We start from the raw sequence: 20,710 nt of genomic DNA, 5'->3' as shown, positions 1-20,710 counted from the left end.
TTACATTTAGCAAGGGATAAACCTTAAACAGCTAATATATTTAAGGTTGTTTTTGCCATTTCATTTTATTATTGGTATCGCGTGAAGTGATAATGGTTTCATCACTACTTTGAATACCGCCAAGCTTGGCGAGCCGGTCATAAAGAACAACATTACAGGTTGCTGCTAAATTCATACACCCTATGGTTGGAATATAAACAACTTCATCGCACCATTTTAAAACGTCTTTTGGCACTGAACCATCCTCTGGGCCGAACACATAAAATGCGTTCTCAGGGTGGGTAAACTCAGGCAAGGGAGTGGCCCCTTCTATTAGCTCTATCACCACCACTTTAGCGCCTTGTGGTTTACTTGATGCTAAATTATCGGTAGCGGTTAATGGAATACGTTGCACTACATTTTTAGTATCGGTATGAAATTTCTGTGCGTTTAAATAACGGTTGCCAGTAAAAAAAACCTGCTGTGCGTCATAACAACCTGCGGCGCGTAATACGCCCCCCACGTTGGTCGGGCTTTTAGGATTAATTAAGCCAATACTTGCTTGTAATTTACTCATTAATTGCAATCCTTGGTTGGCCACTCGGCTATATACAAATCAAAATCTTCTAGCTTTACGTCACAGTCTTTTACGGTTTTATCTTTAACAGAAATGTTTAGCTCGTGCATTTTAGTTTTATCGCCGTTATTAAGTAACGGATGCCACGTTGCTAATCCACGTCCTTCGTGAAGTCGGCGATAACTGCAGCTTTGCGGCATAAAGAAAATGTCTTTGAGGTTTTCTTTGGTAAGCTTAACGCAAGAAGGCACTAAGGTTTGGCGGTTTTCGTATTCACTACAGCCACAGGTTGCGTTATCAAGGTATTGGCAAACAATATTGGTAAATATAAGTTGCTCACCTTCTCTTAGCTGATCAGTGGCGGTAAAGTCATCTTCGTCTTCGCTGTCAATAAAGGTGTTTAAACAACACTTTCCGCATCCGTCACAAATGGCTTCCCATTCTTGCTGGTTCATTTCATTGAGACTTTTGCTAAGCCAAAATTGGGTTTTTGCTAATTGTTGATCAAACATGGTGTTCTCGCGCCTTTTAAGAGCGCGCATTCTAACGTATTGCAGCAAAGCGCGCAAAGCCAATCCCTGTTCAAATAATGACTTTGCGCGATTATGTTACTGCTGAGATTTAACCCAACGTTTAATTTTTTGCTCTAAGATAGGCATAGGCAATGCGCCATCTATTAATATTTGCGTATGAAAGGCTTTAATATCAAATTGCTCGCCTAACTGCTGGTGGGCGTAATCTCTAAGCTCTTTAATTTTAAACTCACCCAATTTGTACGATAATGCTTGCCCAGGCCATGCAATATAACGTTCCACTTCAGCAATTACATCGCTTTTTGCCATTGAAGAGTTAGCTAACATGTAGTCAATGCCTTGTTGACGTGTCCACCCTTTGGCATGAAAGCCTGTATCAAGCACTAAACGCATAGCTCTTAGCTGCTCATCGTTAAGACGCCCATACCACATATACGGGTCGGTAAATAAGCCAAGCTCTTTGCCAAGACTCTCCGCGTATAATGCCCAGCCCTCAGCAAACACCGTGTAGCCGCCAAATTTACGAAAATCGGGCAGGCTTTCTACTTCTTGTTGCAGTGCAATTTGAAAGTGATGACCAGGTGCTGCTTCATGAATAGATAGCGTTTCAAGTAAAAATTTAGGCTGCGCTTTTAAGTTGTAAGCATTAATGTAAAAGATACCCGGACGAGAACCATCTGGTGCAGGCCCTGCATAAGATGCCCCCGCTGCCGATTGCGCACGATACGCTTCTACTGCTTTAACAATGTAAGGGGCTTTAGGCTCAATATTAAATAATCGCGGTAAGCGCGCATCTATTTTTAGTTTAATATCTTCATAGGCGGCAATTAACTCATCAGCTGTTTTATAATAAAACTCATCTGAGTCACGTAAATGATCAAAAAACGATGCTAAATCACCTTTAAATCCCACGGTATTTTTAACCGTTTTCATTTCACTTAAAATTCGAGCCACTTCACTTAAGCCAATGTCATGAATTTCATCTGCTGATAAACTCAACGTGGTGTTTTTCTTGATTTGATATTCGTACCACGCTTTACCATTAGGTAAATCAGCATAACCAACAGAATCACGAGCATGAGGAATATAGTCGTTGAGTAAAAACTCACTCATACGCTGATAAGCGGGCACTAATTTATCTAAAATAAGCGTTTTATACTGCTCAGTGAGTTGCTGTTTTTGTGCATTAGAAAATGAGTCGGGCATGGCCTTTATTGGTGAATAAAATAATGAATCTTCTGCGTTAGTTACTACGTGCACTTTAAACTGAGGCAATAATTTTTTAGCCAATGGCATAGGCAATACCACGCCTTGTTTAACACCTTGCGCCATTGATTGTTCAACACTGGCTAACCATTTCACAAAACCATCAGCACGTTTAATAAATTGCTCATAGTCGGCAACAGTATTAAAGGGCTGTGCACTTTGCCCTGAACCAAATCCAGCAAAGGTATTATGTGCTCCCGACATTTGGTTAATCGGTAACAAATAATCTTTATATTGCATGCCCTCAAGCTTCAGGGCTAAATCTCGCGATAACACTTCAAAGTTAAGTAGCGCCTGCCCTGTTAATTGTGATTCATCGATTAGCGTTAAACGTTGTTGATATTTTTTATAAAAAGCAGTTTTTTTATCACGATTAGCCTGCGATATCACCGGCAAGAATTGATCATCGAATTCATGGCGACCGTTATAAGTGGCGCTTAAGGGATTAAAGGTTAATGACTCATCGTAGTACTGGGCAACGAGCACATCTAATTGCTGCTGTGCTGATAATTCGCTTATTACAGGCGCGACTGGCTGATTTGTGTTTAATTGTGAGCTGGTGCTCATACAACCACTTAAGGCAAACATAACGCTACTGGCAACCAGTGCTATTTTAATAACTTTCATAAAGATCCTTGTTAGTTTTTACCCGCCAATTATGCGGTTTTAAATGCCTTAAATAAAGCAATTACGGTGAGTGGGATTCGTCGCTAAATAATTTACTCAATACCTAATGATTGCTACATTCAGGTAAATTTAAATAATTAAATAATAAAAATGATCAAAATAAAAAAACATTTACTAACTACATCAATCGCATTACTGAGCTTAACCAGCGCAAGTACACTGGCAACCACCTATATATCGGCCAAAGCTTTGCTTGATGTAAAAACTGGAGATCTAAAAGCTAATCCGTTAATCGCGATTGACGAGGGTGTAATAAGCCAAATCCAATTTAATAAACAGCCAACGCTTACCAGTAATGATGAACTGATTAACCTACCTGAACTCACCGTAATGCCGGGGTTGATGGATATGCATGTGCATTTAACCAGCGATCCAACCGTTTCGCGCAGTGAACGTATAGGCCAATCAGTACCGCGTATGGCTATTAAAGCCAGTTACTTTGCTAAAAAAACATTAGAAGCCGGCTTTACCACAGTGCGTAACCTAGGTGCAGAAGGCTTTAGTGTTATTGCGGTTCGCGACGGCATTAATGCAGGTGATATTATTGGCCCTCGCATCTGGGCTGCAGGCCCTTCTTTGGGGATTACTGGCGGACACTGTGACAATAATCGTTTGCCTCCAGAAATGAAATATACCGCCTCGGGGGTTGCTGATGGCCCATGGGCTGTTCGCATTAAAGTACGTGAAAATATTAAATATGGCGCTAATGCAATTAAATTATGTGCAACTGGTGGGGTATTTTCTAAAGGCACAAAGGTGGGCATACAACAATACGCATTTGAAGAAATGAAAGCCATTGTGGATGAAGCGCACATGCGAGAATTACCTGTTGCGGCTCACGCACACGGCACTAACGGCATTAAAACAGCCATTAAAGCCGGTGTAGACAGCGTAGAGCATGCTAGCTTTTTAGACGATGAAGCGATTGAGCTTGCTATAAAGCACGGTACTTGGCTCTCTATGGATATTTACAATACTGAATATACACTGAGCTTTGGTGAGCAAAATGGGGTAGATGAAGAGAACCTAAATAAAGAACGCCTTGTTTCTAAAAAGCAAAGAGACAGCTTTAAACGCGCCGTTGAAGCTGGGGTTAACATGGTATTTGGTACAGATGCGGCTATTTATCCACATGGTGATAATGCGAAACAGTTCTCGCGAATGGTTGAATTTGGTATGAGTGAATTACAAGCTATTCAAGCCGCGACCATTAATAGTGCTAAATTACTAAAGGCAGATTCACAACTGGGGCAAATTAAAACTGGTTTTGCTGCTGATATTATAGCGGTGAGTGCTAACCCACTTAAAAATATTTCTACACTAGAGCGTATTCCTTTTGTAATGAAAGCCGGTGTCGTTTACAAGCAGTAAACCCAATACATCTTTATAAGGTTGAGCTTAGCTCAACCTTAACAATTTTTTAGCTAATGTAGCTAAACTGCCCATTTAATCATCAATACTTTATTTAAATTCTCTCTTGGTAAAGCCAACTAGCGACTGCAATACCCCGTTAATATTTTTAAATGTGATTGTTTTTAAATCACATTGTATAACTATCAAGCAAACACACCCATTAAAGTAAAAAAGTTTGAACTTTTTATTTTATTTTAAAATGATAACCATTATCATTCACGAAAATTAACAAATGCGAATGGTTATCACTCTATGAAAAGGTTTCAATACTCACTACTCACACTCGCGTGCTTAAACGCGCACTTGGCATTGGCAAACGAGTCACAAGTTAATTCCGATATTGAACGTATTAGTGTTTACGAGCAACAAAACCGAGTGGTAATGAGCTCAGGTTTGGCCACTAAATCTGATATGTCACTAATGGAAACCCCTGCACCCGTGGTCATTGTTGATAAAGCGCTAATTGCATCGCAAGGTATTGATAGTTTACAAGATGTGATCCGAAATGTAAGTGGTTTAACGCAAGCCGGTAACAACTATGGCATTGGTGATAATTTAGTAATTCGTGGTTTAGGTGCTAATTATACCTATGATGGCATGTACGGTGGTGCAGGATTAGGCAATACCTTTAATCCAACGCGTTCTTTAACCAATGTTGAATCAATTGAAGTATTAAAAGGCCCAGCAACTGGTTTATACGGCATGGGCAGTGCTGGTGGTGTGATTAACCTGATTGAAAAAAAGCCACAGTTTAACGAACAACATACCTTAGAAATGGATATTGGTCAGTGGGATAGTTATTCTCTGGCACTCGATAGCACCAATGCAATAACAGACGACTTAGCTTATCGAGTCATGGCAAAAACCGCCTCTAGCGATGGCTTTCGTGATTTAAAAGAACAACGTGATGAAATTTATTCGTCTTTAAAATATGTACTAAATGATCAACATGCGTTTGTGTTATCGGGAGCCTATATCAAGGACGCCATTGCTGTGGATTCTATCGGCCATCCTATTCGTATTTTTAACAGTGAATCGGTCAACGGTTTAACTGCAGGTGAAGTATCAGGCGCCGATTTAGTGAATGACCCTACAGCAAGTGGCTTACAATTGAGTGAAGCACAACGAAATGAACTAGCTAACTCTTTGGCAAGCAATGATGGTTTAACACCCTTTAACTTTGGCACCAATGGCATAATATCACCGATGGCAAAGGATAACGAAGGTGAAGAGCTGCGTTTTAAATTAGCCCATAATTATTACATTAGTGATGATTTATTTGTTAATCAACAACTACAGTACCGTAATTACACCTCAAGTTTTGCCCGCCAAACAGGTGCTTACAACTACGTTTACTGGAAACGTAACGGCGTGATCAATCAAGACCCACGCGCACCGCTAGTTGTTGATGACGTGTTATACCCTTTTGCAGCCAGACGCCAAGAGTACCGCCAAGTAGAAGCGGATGAAAAATCATGGCAATACTTTTTAGATTTACGTTATGACTTTATGCTCGGTAACATAGAAAACGAATTACTGGTTAACGCCAACTATGAAGATCGTGATATTCGTTTTAAACAATATTCTATTTACGATGCCGATAAGGTCATTAAAAACAAAGCCGGTGAAGTTATTTACCAAGGCGCACTACCGTATATTTTTGATATGCGTCAGCCAAATTGGCCTACGGGTGAATTTAATGATTACGATCCGCTTAAAACCAGCGATTATAATAAAAAAGTACAGGCATGGGGTTTAGGCCTTCAGCATGTTGCCTACATTAACGATAAAATCACCACCCGTATTGGGATTGCTCATAATCGTATAAAACAAAGTTACGAGCATTTTGGTGTTGACCCACGTTATAGTCAAAGCCGCGCAAATCCAACGCCAGAGGCAAACACCTCAGATAGCGGTTTAACGTACAATTTAGGGGCTACTTATCAATTAAGCGCTGACATGGCTTTATTTTTAAATCACTCAAAAGGTCGTACTGCCTACAGTGTACTTGGCTCTGTTGCTGGTAATGAAGCCGATAGAGAAGACTCAGAATCTGTTAGTAACGATTTAGGATTTCGTTTTAAAGCGTTTGATGACCAATTACTGGCTTCAATTGTAGTATTTGAAAGTGCACGTACAAACCTAGAGTACGCCAACCCACTTTATGAAGCAGGCGTGTCTGCACCAAACGTAGTGGAGAGCTTCTTTGATGGTGAAGAACAAACCAAAGGTGTAGAAATTGACTTAAATGCGTATTTGAACGATCAATGGAAAGTTAACATCAACGGTGTTTATCAAGATGCTAGAGATAAAACTAACCCAAACAGCACAAGCTTTGATACTCGCCAAAAAGGCGTGCCTTATGTAACTGCTAGCTCATGGGTAACTTACTCTGCTGCGTTATTTGAATTACCTCACGCAGTAGATTTAAGCGCAGGCTTAACGTTTGTTGATAAGCGCAGTACTAACTCAAGCTCGTTCGGTATTGATAACGGCTACGTCCCTGCTTATACCGTGTATGATGCTGCAGTTAGCTATAAAGCAGACAACTGGCAAATGCAATTAAACATTAATAACCTGTTTAATAAAAAATACTATTCTAAAGCCATGTTTTTAGGCGGTATGCCAGGTGAGGAAAGAAATGCAAAGTTAAGCTTTAGTTATACGCTATAGCATACAATGCGCACAAGCCAGGTTGGTTTGTGCGCACTATATTTTGGTATAGTTAGATTGTAACAACTATACGGCCGTTAATTTCACCTTTGAGCATGTCATCGAAAATTTCATTAATATCTTCGAGTTTTTTCTCTTCAATGATAGCTTTTACTTTACCTTGTGCGGCAAATTCAAGGCATTCTTGAAGGTCTTTACGTGTACCTACAATAGAACCTACTACTGAAACACCATTTAGCACAGTATCAAAAATTGGCAATGGCATATCTTCTGGTGGTAAGCCAACTAATACGCATTTGCCCCCACGGCGAACACTTTTATACGCTTGTTCAAACCCAGGTTTTGATACTGCGGTACAAACAACAGCGTGCGCCCCACCTACTTGCTCAAAAATAGCCTCACTTGGCACCACGTCTTTAAAATCAAGCGTAATATCAGCGCCTAACTCTTTAGCTAGGGCCATTTTTTCTTTGCCTGTATCTACAGCAATAACATTAAAGCCCATTGCTTTTGCATATTGCACCGCTAAGTGACCTAAACCGCCCACACCAACAATAGCAACCCATTGACCCGGCTTTGCATCTGATACTTTTAATGCTTTATACGTTGTTACGCCGGCACAGAATAACGGGGCAGCTTCAGCAAAGCCTAATCCTTCCGGTATTTTGATGATGTAATCACCATGTGCTAAACAATATTCTGCATAACCACCGTCAATTGAGTAACCGGTATTATGTTGCGATAAACACAGGGTTTCACGTCCATCTAAACAAAATTCACAATGGCCACAGGCGCTATACAACCAAGGTACACCCACTCGGTCGCCCACTTCTAAATGTTTAATATTACTGCCTAGTTTTTCTATTACACCCACGCCTTCGTGACCTGGTACCAATGGCATTTTTGGTTTTACCGGCCAATCACCATGACACGCATGTAAATCGGTGTGACATACACCACAAGCGGCTATTTTTACCAGCACATCGTTAGGACCTACCTCTGGGATTGGTAAATCGGTGATTTCTAACTTGCCTTTATATTCTGTATTTATTGCTGCTTTCATAGTCATTCCATCGTTTATAAAAAATTATGCTATTTAACAAAGGCGTTAAACAACAATGTTATGTTGCATACCCGCAACATAACCCACTATAAATGCTTAAATATTAATCTATATCAATCATTAGTCGTAAAACGTGGTTTTTTATCCAAGCTAAACGCTTGCCATACTTAACCAGCGTGCTAGCATAGATTTCATTTATTTTTGAAACTTGTAACAATGACATTATCAGAAAAAAACTTTGCCTTTGTAATGCATTGTGGCGAGATGGGCAGCCGCTGGGGATTTAATCGTACAATCGGCCAAATGTGCGGGTTACTTATTATTACCAAAGATCCAATGACGGCAAACCAAATCGCAGATGCGCTGAGTATTTCACGCGGTAACGTGAGTATGGGAATTAAAGAATTACAATCTTGGCAGCTGATCAAGGTAATGCATATCCCAGGAGATAGAAAAGAATACTATGCACCTGCGGGTGACATTTGGGATATGGCTAATCGCGTGTTTGAAGAACGTAAAAAGCGTGAAGTAGAACCTACACTTAGCTTACTCAGAGATAACTTATTAGATGAAGCAAGTAACGACGATGAAATTTATGCACAAAAACAAATGGGCGAAATTCATAACTTACTTGAAACAGTGACTAAATGGTCGTCAGAGTTACAACGCTTAACCCCTGAGCAGCTAAACAAACTAATGAAGCTAGGTTCAGGCATTGGCAAAGTCATTGACCTTAAAGATAAAATATTCAAAAAAGAGCAGTAAACCATTAAAAAGCCGCAATGAGCGGCTTTTTAGTTATTCGCTTAAGCTTAAATTTTTGGGTAAGCAATTCTATCTGACAAATAACCTACGCTGGTTGCAAAGTAATATGATCGATTCCAGTGCATAAATACTTTGTAGTTATCGTATGCTAAATACATGCGTCCATTTATATCATCCGGCATCACCAGTGCTGCATCTACAGCAACCGTAGGTAAATCACTGCCATCAACACGACGAACACCTAATGCTTGCCAATCTGCTAAAGAGCGCTCTGATTTATCCCAGTACTCTAGCCATTGCTTTCGGGTTTTAGTACCGCGCTTTAATATATACTGCTTATCAAAATCAGCGGGCAATTGTACCTGGCGACCCCAGGTTAAATTATCATTCCAACCCTCTTGCTTTAAGTAATTTGCAATTGAAGCAAACGCGTCTTCTTTGGTTGTCCAAATATCTTTGCGGCCATCGTTATTGTAATCAACGGCGTAAGCATTAAATGAGGTTGGCATAAACTGGGTTTGCCCCATTGCACCCGCCCACGAGCCTTTAAATTTATCAAGCGTGATATGTCCCGACTTTAATATATCCAGTGCTGCCCACAATTGGCGTTTGTATAACGCTTCACGACGTCCATCAAATGCTAAAGTTACTAAGGATGAAATAACATTGTGGCCGCCTTGAATAGCGCCAAAATTACTTTCTAAACCCCAAATAGCCACAATAAAACGCGCTTGAACACCAAAGTCTTTTGCTACTTTTTCTAAGACTTCTTGGTTTTCTTTATACAATTTACGCGCACGATCTATTTTCCATTGCGGTACTCGTTTTGGTAAATACGTTTCCAGCGTTTCTTTTACTTCTGGCTGGTTTTTGTCTGCTGAAATGACTTTTTCTTTATAAGATGCAGTGGCAAATGCTTGCTCAATTAACTGAGTATCGTAGCCTTTTGCTATTGCCTCTTGCTTTAAATTAGTAAGATATTGTTGAAACTCAGCTTGTGTTTTTGCCATCACCGATGAGCTTAAACACACACCACACAATACAACCGCTAATTTTTTAATCACTATCTGCTCCATTTTGTTTTCTTAATTGACTTAGCAAGTTTTCCTCTGGTGGCGGAATTTGTAAATAATAGCCTTGGTCGCTAAGCGACTGTTTTAAAGTGTCTAAATCCGCTACGCCTAATTGAGTCCGCTTCGCTAAGTTAATGATCATCACGTACTGAGGTTGACCAAACATGGCCATTAAAGGTTCCGGAACTTTACTAAAATCGTCTCTTTTTTCAATAAATAAGAAAGTATCTGCTTTTTTCTTACTTTTATATACCGCAGTTAGCATTATGGCCCTATAAAATCTTGCTTAACAGTGCTACACACTATAACATGGCAATAATAATAAGTTATAAAAATTAGTGTGGAAACTGTAATAAAAGCCTTGTTCAGCCTAGGTTTATATAAAGTTACATGCTAACTAGACAATCCAGTTGAGCATCTATGTCGGACCAAATTTTTGAGCTAAAAGGCAACCTTTTTACGTTATCAGTTTTACATCTTTATAGTACTGATATTAACCTTTTAGCAGAACAACTGTATGTAAAAATTGCCCAAGCCCCAAAGTTCTTTGAGGGTGCCCCCATTGTCGTCAATTTAATTGAAGTAAAAAACAGCGCAATCGACTTTGTTCACTTAAAATCGCTTATTGAACGCATGAGCTTTAATGCTGTAGGTGTATGTAATGGTTCGGATGAACAGCATAAACAGGCAAAAGCCGCAGGGTTATCTGTTTTAAACTATTCACAAGACGTTAAGAGTGAACCCGCAAGAGTAGAGTCAAATACTTCGGTTGTAGAAAAAACCGTGTATTTACCAGCGCAAATTATTAATGGTGCGGTGCGCTCAGGCCAACAAGTTTACGCCAAAGACCGCGACTTGGTGGTGTTAGGCGCGGTAAGCCATGGTGCAGAAGTAATTGCCGATGGCAATGTACATATTTACGGAACCCTACGAGGGCGTGCAATTGCCGGCGCAAAAGGGCTCGAAAACGCATACATATTTTGTAATAAATTAGAAGCAGAACTCGTTTCAATCAATGGTAATTACTGGATCAGTGACTCACTGCAAGGTGAACACTGGGGTAACGCAGTTCAAATACAACAAAAAAATGAATCTTTAGAAATTTCAGCTTTGGTTAAAGGATAAATCTCATGGCAAAAATAATTGTCGTTACCTCGGGTAAAGGGGGTGTTGGTAAAACAACATCAAGCGCAGCAATTGGTACAGGCTTAGCATTAAAAGGCTACAAAACTGTTATCATCGATTTTGATATCGGTTTACGTAATTTAGACCTCATCATGGGTTGTGAACGTCGCGTAGTGTATGACTTTGTTAATGTGATCAATGGCGAAGCTAACCTTAATCAAGCACTCATAAAAGACAAACGTGTAGAAAAGTTATTTTTACTTCCTGCTTCACAAACTCGCGATAAAGACGCACTCACCCGTGATGGTGTTGAACGCGTATTGAACGAGTTAAAAGAAGACTTTGACTATATTGTTTGTGATTCTCCTGCAGGTATTGAAGCCGGAGCTATGATGGCGATGTACTTCGCTGATGAAGCAATAGTTACAACCAACCCTGAAGTCTCGTCAGTACGAGATTCGGATCGTATTCTAGGCATTTTACACAGTAAATCGAAACGTGCCGAAGAAGGATTAGAAAACATTAAAGAGCATTTGCTAATAACACGCTATAATCCAGATCGTGTATCAAAAGGTGAAATGCTATCTGTTGAAGATATCCAGGACATCCTAGCCATAGACTTACTAGGTGTCATTCCTGAATCTCAAGCAGTGCTTAGTGCATCAAACTCTGGACAACCGGTAATTCTTGATAGCGAATCAGACGCAGGTCAAGCTTATGCTGATGCGATCAGTCGTTTATTAGGCGAAACGGTTGAATTTAGATTTTTAGATGTAGAGAAAAAGGGTTTATTCAAACGGATATTTGGAGGTTAATGTGTCTTTACTTGACTACTTCCGCTCAGAAAAGAAAAACAGTGCGTCATTAGCAAAAGAGCGATTGCAGATCATTGTCGCGCACGAGCGTTCTCAGCGTGGAACACCAGATTACTTGCCACAATTAAAGCAAGATATTCTTGATGTCATTCGTAAGTACGTTAATGTAGGCGCCGATGCGGTTCAAGTTCAGTTTGATCAAAATGAAGACGATTTAGCGGTACTCGAGCTCAATGTCACATTACCTGACGAAGAAAAGAAATAATAAAAAAGGGCGCTAAGCGCCCTTTTTATTTTTTACATCAAGCTATTTAATACTCTAATTATCCCACTCTTTTAGCGCATCTTTAACAAAATCATATCGCCATGAGCTGAGTAAATCTGGTTTTATGTGTTTTTCTTTTTGCTGAGCAGTTAACTTCCAGTTCCAACTAATTAGCTGATTTATTTGCTTTTTAGAGGCCATAACGTCTTCTGGAATGTTATGCTCTTTAGCAACTTTAGTAATTTTTTGTTTGATCTCCTTCGCTACTTTTTTATAGGTAGGAAAATCAATTAACCGCTTTAATACTTGTGGGTGTTGCTCAGCTGGAATGGCTTTGGCCTGCTCAATACACTTTAAAATTTCAACCCCAGAACGATTCACTTCAATGGGTTCTACCCCAGGAATTTGTCTCAGAGCATTTAAACTTGAAGGGCCTCGTTTGGCAATTTCGGTCATATTGTGCTCTTTAAGCACAAAATTAAGCGCTAGATTTTTACGAATAGCTTTATTTCGACGCCATACTGCTAACTCTTTAAGTACCGCTAGTTCATGCGGCTTAAGTTGCCATGCATTTTTAATTTCTTTGTAAAGTAGCTCATCCGGGATTTGAAAAGCACGTTTATTGGCAACTAATTCACTTTCATTGATCACAATATCAAATAAATCAGCGGCTTTAATGCTATCTATAATTAACTCAAAACAAGGCAGCAGGTGATACGTATCAGCAGCAGCGTATTCAAGTTGCTTTTGGGTAAGGGGGCGTTGTAACCAATTAGTGCGCGATTCGCTTTTATCAATCTCAATATTCAATAATGTTTTCACCATTAAGGCAAAGCCCATACAGTTTCCCTCACCTAATAGCTGAAGTGCAAACTGGGTATCGAATAAAGGATAAGGAACAAATCCTGCGTACTTTTGAAAAACTTCAATATCTTCTGAGGGTGAATGGAGTACTTTTAGCACTTTAGGATCTTTAAGTATTTGCCAAAAATCAAACAAGGAAAGCTCGGCAAGCGGGTCAATAAGCGCTAAATGTTCGCCATCATAAACTTGAATAAGTGCAACTTCTGGATACAAAGTACGGCGGCGCATAAACTCGGTATCAATAGCAAGAATGGGTTTGTTTTTAATTTGTTCTACAAACGTATTAAGCTCATTTTGGGTTTGGATCAATTGGTAGTGCACTGAGTCTCCTACAATAAAAAAGCCGACTGATGTCGGCTTTTTTATAGTTGCTAATCTTTTAAGGCTCTTCTGAGAATTTTACCCACGTTAGTTTTGGGTAACTCATCCTTAAACTCAACGAGTTTAGGAACCTTGTAATTAGTTAAATTATCACGACAATGTTTTATTATATCTTTTTCAGTTAAAGAAGGGTCTTTTTTCACAACAAAAACTTTAACTTGTTCACCACTAATGTCATGAGGGATACCAACCGCGGCCACTTCTAGCACGCCTTCATGCATGGCAACCACTTCTTCTATTTCATTTGGGAAAACATTAAAGCCTGAAACAATAATCATGTCTTTTTTACGATCAACAATGTAGAAAAAACCTTCGTCATCGTAAGTGGCAATATCACCAGTTGCAAACCAGCCATCTTTTAAACATTCAGCCGTTGCATCAGGGCGATTATAGTAACCAAGCATTACTTGCGGACCTTTTACCCACAGTTCACCCGGCTCACCTTTAGCAGCTTCTTCACCGTTATCGAGCATTAATTTAATGTCAGTACTTGGCGCAGGTAGACCGATAGAACCATTATAAGCTTCTAAATCATACGGGCTAATTGTGACTAAAGGAGAACATTCTGTCAGGCCATAGCCTTCCATTAGTTTGCTGTTAGTGACCTTTTGCCATTTTTCTGCAACAGGGCGTTGTACTGCCATGCCGCCGCCTAATGACATTTTAAGGTGACTAAAATCAAGCTCAGAGAAACCAGGGGTATTTAATAAGCCATTAAATAAAGTGTTCACCCCTGTAATAGCAGTAAATTTATGCTGACTAAGCTCTTTTACAAATCCAGGCATATCACGTGGATTTGTAATTAAAACGTTTAAGCCGCCGTATTTCATAAATGCTAAACAGTTCGCTGTTAATGCAAATATATGATAGAGCGGTAGCGCGGTAATAACCACTTCTCTACCACGCTCAAGCACGTTATCTAAACAACCAGATACTTGCTCAAGGTTACCCACCAAATTACCGTGGCTCAACATTGCCCCTTTAGACACACCGGTTGTACCACCGGTGTATTGTAAAAATGCTAAATCGCTTAAGTTAACCTCTGGGCGCTTATAGCCATTCAGATCAGCTTTTAATAAATCACAAAAGTTAATCGTGTTAGGCAACGTATAGCTTGGTACCATTTTTTTGAAATGCTTAACAACAAAATTGACTAAATGCTTTTTAAGACCACCCATCATGTCACCAACCTGCGTAACCACAATGTGTTTAACGTCAGTATTAGGCAGTGCTTTTTCAAGCGTGACAGCGAAGTTAGCAAGAATAAATATTGCTGATGTTTCAGAATCTTTTAATTGGTGCTCTAGCTCACGAACGGTATATAGCGGATTAACGTTAACCACCACACACCCTGCGCGTAAAATACCTAATATAGCAATTGGGGTTTGCAACAAGTTAGGCATCATAACAGCGACTTTATCGCCCTTTTTTAATCCTAAATCGTTTTGAATATAAGCCGCAACACGTTTTGTTGCCGCGTCAATTTCGTTATATGACAATGTTTTACCCATATTAGTAAATGCAGGTAAATCTTTGTAATCATTAAAACTTTTTTCAAACACTTCGAGTAACGAGTTGTAGTGCTCAGGATCGATTGTTTCAGGCATACCTTCTGGGTAGCGCTTAAGCCAGATTTTTTCCACTCTTAGCCCCTGTTTATAATTATATTTTTATTAACCTTAATCTAAGTAAGGCACTTTCACAATTGAGCAAATACTCTAATCTAGAGATAATCCCACATTTATCGGTAATATACAATTAACATGCACTACTTTGCACCATAAATGCGTGAATGTGTTCAAAACATAGTCCACTACTTTGCATATGGCAATGATGCCCACCAGGCACATCTATTACACTCAAGTTATTGTAATATTTACTATACTTGTCTAGATTTTGTTTTACAAATGGATAACCTTTATCACCTAATATTAATTGGCATGGTGCAATTAATTCTTTTATTGCACCAATACATTGCGCTTCATCAAATCGAAAACCTGAGTGATTTTTAAGCTTAGGATCGCAAGTTAGCTCAAAACCACTGTGCATTTGTTTTATGTTTCTGTCCATCAGCAATGCAATTTGTTCATTATTTAAATCAGTTGTTTTTGCACGTGCTTGATAAATTTGTTGTTTTGATGTGTATACCCGTGATTTTTTTGTACTAAGCCTTGCTCGGTTTAGTATGGCATTTCTTAGCTGAGAACACACTTCATCGCTATCGGTAGTGACACAACCTATACCTTCAATAAAAGAAACAGATTTTACATACTCACTAAAACAACTAGCAAATAGTCCTGCAACCATAGCCCCCATAGAATGACCAACTAAGTGTACCTTCTTTAACTTAAGCGCTGTGATTAATGCATACACATCATCCACATAGTCAATAAAGTAGTAATGTGCCTGAGGGCTTCGCCAAGATGACAGCCCATGCCCTGGAAAATCAATGCAATACCATGTTTGCGAAGGTGCAGCTCGACTCAGCATAGGCACAAAGCTAGCACTATTATCTAGCCAGCCATGCAGAGCGATAACGACGTCTTCACCGTCTCCAAATTTAATACCGCGTATATCTAGGTCATTAGCTTTTACCGAAAATGGTTGCAACGCAAACCTCAACTTTTTTATTTGGTTATGGCCATAACATACAAGAGTTAATACACAATTAATAGAACTGAACTCACAGAACACACACTTAAATTTCGAGATTTCATAACATATTCATTTATTTATCTTGCTATCGGTATACAATAATAGTCGCTATTAAAATAAGTACACTTAAAGGGTACACACAATGAAAAAACAGTTCGGCTTATTAGCGCTTTTATGTACAACAGGAGCATTCGCTCAAACAGCGCCTAAAAATGTTATTTATATGATTGGTGATGGCATGGGTCCCGCTTTCACTACCGCTTATCGATATTACAAAGATGACCCTACAACAAAAGAAATAGAAACAACCGTTTTCGACACTATGTTAAAAGGCATGGCGCACACTTATCCTGATGACCATACTTATGTAACAGACAGTGCCGCAGGTGCAACTGCACTTAGCAGCGGCCATAAAAGTTATAATGGCGCAATCGCTGTCGATACGGCCAAAAAACCGGTTAAAACCATGCTAGAAATTGCAAAAGAGCAAGGAATGACAACAGCGTTAGTGGCTACCTCACAAATTAATCATGCAACACCTGCAAGCTTTGCCGCACATAATGAATCAAGAAGAAATTATGATGACATCGCAAACGACTACATTGACAATAAAATTGCTGGTAAATTACCGGTTGATTTAATGTTAGGCGGTGGTACTCAATATTTTATTCGTGATGACAGAAACTTAGTCGACGAATTTAAAAAAGCAGGTTATCAATACGGCGACAATATTAAAAACCTAGGTCAAATCACACAAATCCCTGCCATTGGTCTATACGCACCTAAGGGATTACCTTTTGCGCTAGATGAAAACCCAACGAGATTAAAACAGTTAACCTCTAAAGCGTTTGATTTGCTTGATGGGCAAAACGATAAAGGCTTTTTTGTGATGATTGAAGGCAGCCAAATTGACTGGTGTGGTCACGCAAATGACATTGCTTGCGCAATGGCTGAAATGGACGACTTTGCAAAATCAATCGAAACGGCAAAAGCGTATGTAGATAACAACCCAGACACTATTTTAGTGATCACGGCTGATCACTCTACAGGCGGTTTAACCATTGGCGCGCATGGCCAATATAAATGGGAAACCGACATCATCAAAGGTGTTAAAGCCACTGCGGGTACATTAACCAAATTATTAATGGGATCAGATAACCTTAAAACGGTATGGCAGGCCAATACCCGTATTGAGTTTACAACTGAAAACGAAATTAAACTTAAGCAAGCTAAAGCCATGGGTGAAAAAACCCTTAATTTAGCGGTTAAAAGCATTATCAATGATTTAAGTTTCACTGGTTGGACAACGGGCGGACATACCGCTTCTGATGTGCAAGTATTTGCCTATGGTAAAAATAGCGATGACTTTATTGGTTCACAAAACAATACTGACATAGCTAAAAAACTGATTAGTTACATAGAACAGTAATCGCTGTTATGAAAATAAAAAGCCCGAATAATTTATTCGGGCTTTTTATTTGGCTATTAATTTTATAATTAAGCGTATATATCAACACCAATTAAGCTTTGAACTTCAGCTCTTCGCTCTAAATTAGCAAACTCAGTGTAAGTAGAAATTGCCTTACTGACTTGCGCACTCGGTTGATCGTAAATAGTTTGGCTATATTGGGCCTCTTTGGTGTTCGCTTTTACAAACTCTTTTGCGAGTTCAAGCCCTTCAGGACTGCTCTTAACATAATCTGTATTGGTTTTCTGTGATATTGGCTGCTCTGATAGTCGTTCAGGCTTTGCCGTAACAACAGCAGTAGAACGCACCTTAGCAGGGATATCACCAGTAAAAAAACCAGAGCTTATAGGCAGCGACATTACGCTTCTCCAACCAACAACATGCTTAAATTATGATTTAAAATAGCTCAATATGCAAACAATACAACTTAGCGTTACTCGCGGCCTGGTAATTTTTTCCATGTCACTGTGTCACGCACATACTTAGGCTGAGCATCACTTGCTTTTACGCCATTACCTGCAAGGTACTGTGCATCCACTAACGCTAACATGTATTGTGCATCGGGTAGCGTAATTTCAGGGTGTACACTCACATTTGTAAATGTAGTTAATGCATCGGGGTAGCTTTTAAATCCAGTCCCCACGCCGGTTGCTGTTTTGTTTGTGTCTATCAATGAAGCATCAAGCAGTTCTGGCTTAAAAACACGTTCTTCACCTTGAAGTGTCATCAAATTATTATTAACTTGGTATTGAGCAAAGTATATTTCCCCCATACGCGCATCAATGCTTGAATAAACCACTTCATCGCCAAATTGTTCAAACGCTTGTTGCGCCATAACCGCTAAGGTAGAAACCCCCACTAGCGGTAAATTCGTTGAATACCCAAGCCCTTGTGCAATGGCCACACTAATACGCACACCCGTAAAGCTGCCTGGACCTTGGCCAAAGCCAATAACATCTAAATCTTTTAATTTACAATTGGCTTTATTAAGCAGCTCATCAATAAGTGGCAGAATTTTTTGGCTATGCTGCTGCGGACACTCTTCAAAATGATGAAATGTTTTACCCTGATAATGCAAAACAAGCGATAAAGCCTCAGTAGAAGCGTCTAGGGCGAGAATGTTACTTTTGATCATTTTTGTACTCAATTAATATGTTTTAAAAATGTATTTGCATCTTCTAAGCTACGTGTACGGCGCATTGGCGGTAAACTCTTTAAAAATACTTGTCCATATTGGCGTGTAACTAAACGATTATCGCAAATTACTAACACACCTTTATCTTTGTTATCACGAATTAAGCGACCTACCCCCTGCTTTAAGGCAATAACCGCTTGTGGTAACTGAATATGCGCAAAGGGATCTTTTCCTTGCATTTGGCAATCTTGCATTCTAGCCTGCAAAAGCGGATCATCGGGCGCTGCAAACGGCAGTTTGTCGATAATAACACAGCTTAAAGTACTGCCTCTTACATCAACCCCTTCCCAAAAGGACGCTGTACCGAGCAACACGGCATTACCATGACGGGTAAATTTTTCTAATATAATGCGTTTAGACATTTGCCCTTGCATGTAAACCGGATAGTCCATTTGTGTGGTTAAGCCCTCAGCCACCAAATGCATCATCCGGTAACTAGTAAATAGCACAAAACAACGCCCTTTTGCTGATTTTATGAGTTCGAGAGTTAACTTTACAATCGCATGCGGCATATTATCTGCGTGGGTTTCAGGTAAATAGCGCGGTAAGCACAATAGCGCCTGATTTTCATAATCAAACGGGCTATCTACCATCATACTTTGCTTTGGTTTTAACCCAAGGCTGGCATTAAAGTGAGTGAGTTCGTTGTCGACCGATAACGTGGCCGAGGTAAACACAAACCCTGCGCCAGACTCTTTCATCATCAAAGCAAATTTAGCCGATACATTCAGTGGCGTTATATTAATGGTTAAATAGCGCCGCGTGGTTTCGTACCAATAACTAAAGCCTGTTTGGGCGGTATCAAATACGCGCTCTAACTGGCCTTTAAATGCCAACACCCGCTCAAATGGGTGTTCAATTTTATCACTTCGTTCTAAGCAATGTTTTAAAACCTGATACACAAATTCTAAATCACTAATAACACGATGTAATGCAGAGCAAATAAGCTTATTACTGAGCTTTTCACGCCAATCCCCGCGGCTACCGTCCACACCAAACTGCAATCTTAAATCGGCGACACTGGTTTCCAATTTATTCAAACTTTTTCCTAATTGCAGCATGTCAGGAATTTCAGCGCGGTAAATAGCGCGTAAATCATTAATTAAATCCACCAGCTTTTTAGTACTCATGGTTTCGCCAAAATAGTCGCTGGCAATTTCACTTAACTGGTGGGCTTCATCAAAAATATAAGCATCTGCGTTGGGCATTAGCTCTGCAAAGCCAGACTCTTTAACCGCCATATCGGCAAAAAATAGATGATGGTTAATTACGACAACGTCGGCATCCCCTGCTTTTAAACGCGCTTTACGAATGTAGCACTCTTGAAAGTCAGGGCACTCTTTACCTAAACAGTTATCTGCAGTCGAGCTGACATACGGCAACACTTTGGCATCTTCTTCAATACCAATACAGTCGGCTAAATCGCCCGTATGCGTTTCACTGGCAAATTTAGCAACCATAGCGAGCTGATGCATTACATCAGGGTCGTCTGTGGGTACGTGTGCAACATGTTGGGTAAGCCGATAAGTGCATAAATAATTGGCACGCCCTTTTAACAATGCCGTTTTTTTAGCCGCGCCTAAGGCTTTTACTAACACCGGTAAATCACGATGATACAGCTGTTCTTGCAGTGCTTTAGAACCGGTTGAAATTATTGTTTTGCCTTTAGATTTAAGGGCTGGCGCTAAATAAGCAAAGGTTTTACCTGTGCCAGTACCGGCCTCAACAACAAGCTGGGAACTTGTTTTTAATGCATCCTCAACAGCCACGGCCATATCAATTTGAGGTTGGCGTGGTGAGTATCCATCTATTGATAAAGCCAAAGGCCCGGTTGCACTAAACAGCTGTTTGATAATACCAATCACTTTATAAAAAATAATAGCGGGATTCTACGTAAGCTATTGATGAAGGGC

19 protein-coding genes are annotated in these 20,710 nt (G+C 39.8%); 7 read left to right on the top strand and 12 right to left on the bottom strand.

The genetic code is table 11. From position 1 onward, the window contains the following. Positions 1 to 40: 40 nt before the first annotated feature. From QL984_RS08160 to QL984_RS08150, 3 genes are all read right to left on the bottom strand, one after another. A complete protein-coding gene (locus QL984_RS08160) occupies positions 41 to 556 on the bottom strand; it encodes an RNA methyltransferase (protein WP_013463320.1) in 516 nt (171 codons plus the stop codon). Beyond that, a complete protein-coding gene (locus QL984_RS08155; protein WP_016900173.1) occupies positions 556 to 1,068 on the bottom strand; it encodes a YcgN family cysteine cluster protein in 513 nt (170 codons plus the stop codon). The genes QL984_RS08160 and QL984_RS08155 overlap by 1 nt, the downstream gene beginning before the upstream one ends. Positions 1,069 to 1,164: 96 nt before the next feature. Next, on the bottom strand, positions 1,165 to 2,982 hold the full coding sequence (locus tag QL984_RS08150) for a DUF885 domain-containing protein (protein WP_024601323.1): 1,818 nt from the start codon (positions 2,980 to 2,982) through the stop codon (positions 1,165 to 1,167). Between the two features lie 159 nt (positions 2,983 to 3,141). Between QL984_RS08150 and QL984_RS08145 the strand changes: the two genes are divergently transcribed. Both QL984_RS08145 and QL984_RS08140 read left to right on the top strand, forming a co-directional pair. Beyond that, on the top strand, positions 3,142 to 4,413 hold the full coding sequence (locus QL984_RS08145; protein WP_024601324.1) for an amidohydrolase family protein: 1,272 nt from the start codon (positions 3,142 to 3,144) through the stop codon (positions 4,411 to 4,413). Between the two features lie 294 nt (positions 4,414 to 4,707). Continuing rightward, the gene (locus tag QL984_RS08140) at positions 4,708 to 7,128 is read left to right on the top strand and encodes a TonB-dependent receptor plug domain-containing protein (protein ID WP_016900170.1); all 2,421 of its coding nucleotides are present in this window, start codon (positions 4,708 to 4,710) and stop codon (positions 7,126 to 7,128) included. A 52-nt stretch (positions 7,129 to 7,180) separates the two neighbouring features. Here the strand turns inward: QL984_RS08140 and adhP are convergent, their stop codons facing one another. Continuing rightward, entirely contained in the window at positions 7,181 to 8,191 is a 1,011-nt protein-coding gene (gene adhP, locus QL984_RS08135) for an alcohol dehydrogenase AdhP (RefSeq protein ID WP_016900169.1), read from the bottom strand. Positions 8,192 to 8,407: 216 nt separating this feature from the next. On the opposite strand from adhP, the gene QL984_RS08130 reads away from it, so the two are divergent. Further along, entirely contained in the window at positions 8,408 to 8,956 is a 549-nt protein-coding gene (locus QL984_RS08130; RefSeq protein ID WP_013463314.1) for an HTH domain-containing protein, read from the top strand. Positions 8,957 to 9,003: 47 nt separating this feature from the next. Here QL984_RS08130 and QL984_RS08125 read toward each other — a convergent pair whose 3' ends face one another. Together QL984_RS08125 and QL984_RS08120 are read right to left on the bottom strand one after the other, a co-directional pair. Further along, positions 9,004 to 10,020, bottom strand: a complete 1,017-nt coding sequence (locus QL984_RS08125) for a lytic murein transglycosylase (protein WP_016900168.1) — start codon at positions 10,018 to 10,020, stop codon at positions 9,004 to 9,006. Beyond that, the gene (locus QL984_RS08120; RefSeq protein ID WP_013463311.1) at positions 10,013 to 10,294 is read right to left on the bottom strand and encodes a YcgL domain-containing protein; all 282 of its coding nucleotides are present in this window, start codon (positions 10,292 to 10,294) and stop codon (positions 10,013 to 10,015) included. The genes QL984_RS08125 and QL984_RS08120 overlap by 8 nt, the downstream gene beginning before the upstream one ends. Before the next feature lie 155 nt (positions 10,295 to 10,449). Here QL984_RS08120 and minC point away from each other — a divergent pair, with 155 nt between their 5' ends. From minC to minE, 3 genes are read left to right on the top strand one after another with little or no spacing between them, the layout of a single operon-like run. Continuing rightward, complete coding sequence (minC, locus tag QL984_RS08115) at positions 10,450 to 11,154, top strand: septum site-determining protein MinC (RefSeq protein WP_013463310.1); 705 nt, start codon at positions 10,450 to 10,452, stop codon at positions 11,152 to 11,154. 5 nt (positions 11,155 to 11,159) lie between these two features. Then, positions 11,160 to 11,969 carry a septum site-determining protein MinD gene (minD, locus tag QL984_RS08110; RefSeq protein ID WP_013463309.1) on the top strand — a complete coding sequence of 270 codons (810 nt, stop codon included), beginning with the start codon at positions 11,160 to 11,162 and terminating at the stop codon, positions 11,967 to 11,969. Between the two features lies 1 nt (position 11,970). Continuing rightward, positions 11,971 to 12,234, top strand: coding sequence for a cell division topological specificity factor MinE (gene minE, locus QL984_RS08105; protein ID WP_008111532.1), 264 nt, complete (start codon positions 11,971 to 11,973; stop codon positions 12,232 to 12,234). Positions 12,235 to 12,288: 54 nt separating this feature from the next. Here the strand turns inward: minE and rnd are convergent, their stop codons facing one another. The 3 genes from rnd to QL984_RS08090 form a co-directional block, all read right to left on the bottom strand. Then, positions 12,289 to 13,419, bottom strand: a complete 1,131-nt coding sequence (gene rnd / locus QL984_RS08100) for a ribonuclease D (protein WP_013463308.1) — start codon at positions 13,417 to 13,419, stop codon at positions 12,289 to 12,291. A gap of 50 nt (positions 13,420 to 13,469) precedes the next feature. Beyond that, complete coding sequence (fadD, locus tag QL984_RS08095; RefSeq protein WP_016900167.1) at positions 13,470 to 15,122, bottom strand: long-chain-fatty-acid--CoA ligase FadD; 1,653 nt, start codon at positions 15,120 to 15,122, stop codon at positions 13,470 to 13,472. A gap of 115 nt (positions 15,123 to 15,237) precedes the next feature. Then, positions 15,238 to 16,089 carry an alpha/beta hydrolase gene (locus QL984_RS08090; RefSeq protein WP_016900166.1) on the bottom strand — a complete coding sequence of 284 codons (852 nt, stop codon included), beginning with the start codon at positions 16,087 to 16,089 and terminating at the stop codon, positions 15,238 to 15,240. 187 nt (positions 16,090 to 16,276) lie between these two features. Here QL984_RS08090 and QL984_RS08085 point away from each other — a divergent pair, with 187 nt between their 5' ends. Beyond that, a complete protein-coding gene (locus QL984_RS08085; protein ID WP_016900165.1) occupies positions 16,277 to 17,563 on the top strand; it encodes an alkaline phosphatase in 1,287 nt (428 codons plus the stop codon). A 68-nt stretch (positions 17,564 to 17,631) separates the two neighbouring features. Here QL984_RS08085 and QL984_RS08080 read toward each other — a convergent pair whose 3' ends face one another. The 3 genes from QL984_RS08080 to QL984_RS08070 form a co-directional block, all read right to left on the bottom strand. Beyond that, positions 17,632 to 17,961, bottom strand: coding sequence for a hypothetical protein (locus QL984_RS08080; RefSeq protein ID WP_016900164.1), 330 nt, complete (start codon positions 17,959 to 17,961; stop codon positions 17,632 to 17,634). A 74-nt stretch (positions 17,962 to 18,035) separates the two neighbouring features. Next, on the bottom strand, positions 18,036 to 18,737 hold the full coding sequence (tsaB, locus tag QL984_RS08075) for a tRNA (adenosine(37)-N6)-threonylcarbamoyltransferase complex dimerization subunit type 1 TsaB (protein ID WP_016900163.1): 702 nt from the start codon (positions 18,735 to 18,737) through the stop codon (positions 18,036 to 18,038). Between the two features lie 8 nt (positions 18,738 to 18,745). After that, positions 18,746 to 20,662: an ATP-dependent DNA helicase gene (locus QL984_RS08070; protein WP_013463302.1), complete on the bottom strand. Its 1,917-nt coding sequence runs from the start codon at positions 20,660 to 20,662 to the stop codon at positions 18,746 to 18,748. Positions 20,663 to 20,710 lie beyond the last annotated feature (48 nt).

Source organism: Pseudoalteromonas sp. APC 3495, assembly GCF_030407645.1.
GTDB classification, from domain to species: Bacteria; Pseudomonadota; Gammaproteobacteria; order Enterobacterales; family Alteromonadaceae; genus Pseudoalteromonas; species Pseudoalteromonas tetraodonis.
Note: the sequence above shows the minus strand (reverse complement) of the source record. Positions and strands in the feature narration are given on the sequence as shown.

What these genes read in the sequence shown, in the direction of transcription:
- tsaB (WP_016900163.1), bottom strand. Translation starts at nt 18,737, where the DNA reads ATGATCAAAAGTAACATTCTCGCCCTAGACGCTTCTACTGAGGCTTTA.
- QL984_RS08130 (WP_013463314.1), top strand. Translation starts at nt 8,408, where the DNA reads ATGACATTATCAGAAAAAAACTTTGCCTTTGTAATGCATTGTGGCGAG.
- QL984_RS08085 (WP_016900165.1), top strand. Translation starts at nt 16,277, where the DNA reads ATGAAAAAACAGTTCGGCTTATTAGCGCTTTTATGTACAACAGGAGCA.
- QL984_RS08080 (WP_016900164.1), bottom strand. Translation starts at nt 17,961, where the DNA reads ATGTCGCTGCCTATAAGCTCTGGTTTTTTTACTGGTGATATCCCTGCT.
- QL984_RS08140 (WP_016900170.1), top strand. Translation starts at nt 4,708, where the DNA reads ATGAAAAGGTTTCAATACTCACTACTCACACTCGCGTGCTTAAACGCG.
- QL984_RS08150 (WP_024601323.1), bottom strand. Translation starts at nt 2,982, where the DNA reads ATGAAAGTTATTAAAATAGCACTGGTTGCCAGTAGCGTTATGTTTGCC.
- minC (WP_013463310.1), top strand. Translation starts at nt 10,450, where the DNA reads ATGTCGGACCAAATTTTTGAGCTAAAAGGCAACCTTTTTACGTTATCA.
- QL984_RS08120 (WP_013463311.1), bottom strand. Translation starts at nt 10,294, where the DNA reads ATGCTAACTGCGGTATATAAAAGTAAGAAAAAAGCAGATACTTTCTTA.
- QL984_RS08160 (WP_013463320.1), bottom strand. Translation starts at nt 556, where the DNA reads ATGAGTAAATTACAAGCAAGTATTGGCTTAATTAATCCTAAAAGCCCG.
- minD (WP_013463309.1), top strand. Translation starts at nt 11,160, where the DNA reads ATGGCAAAAATAATTGTCGTTACCTCGGGTAAAGGGGGTGTTGGTAAA.
- adhP (WP_016900169.1), bottom strand. Translation starts at nt 8,191, where the DNA reads ATGAAAGCAGCAATAAATACAGAATATAAAGGCAAGTTAGAAATCACC.
- QL984_RS08155 (WP_016900173.1), bottom strand. Translation starts at nt 1,068, where the DNA reads ATGTTTGATCAACAATTAGCAAAAACCCAATTTTGGCTTAGCAAAAGT.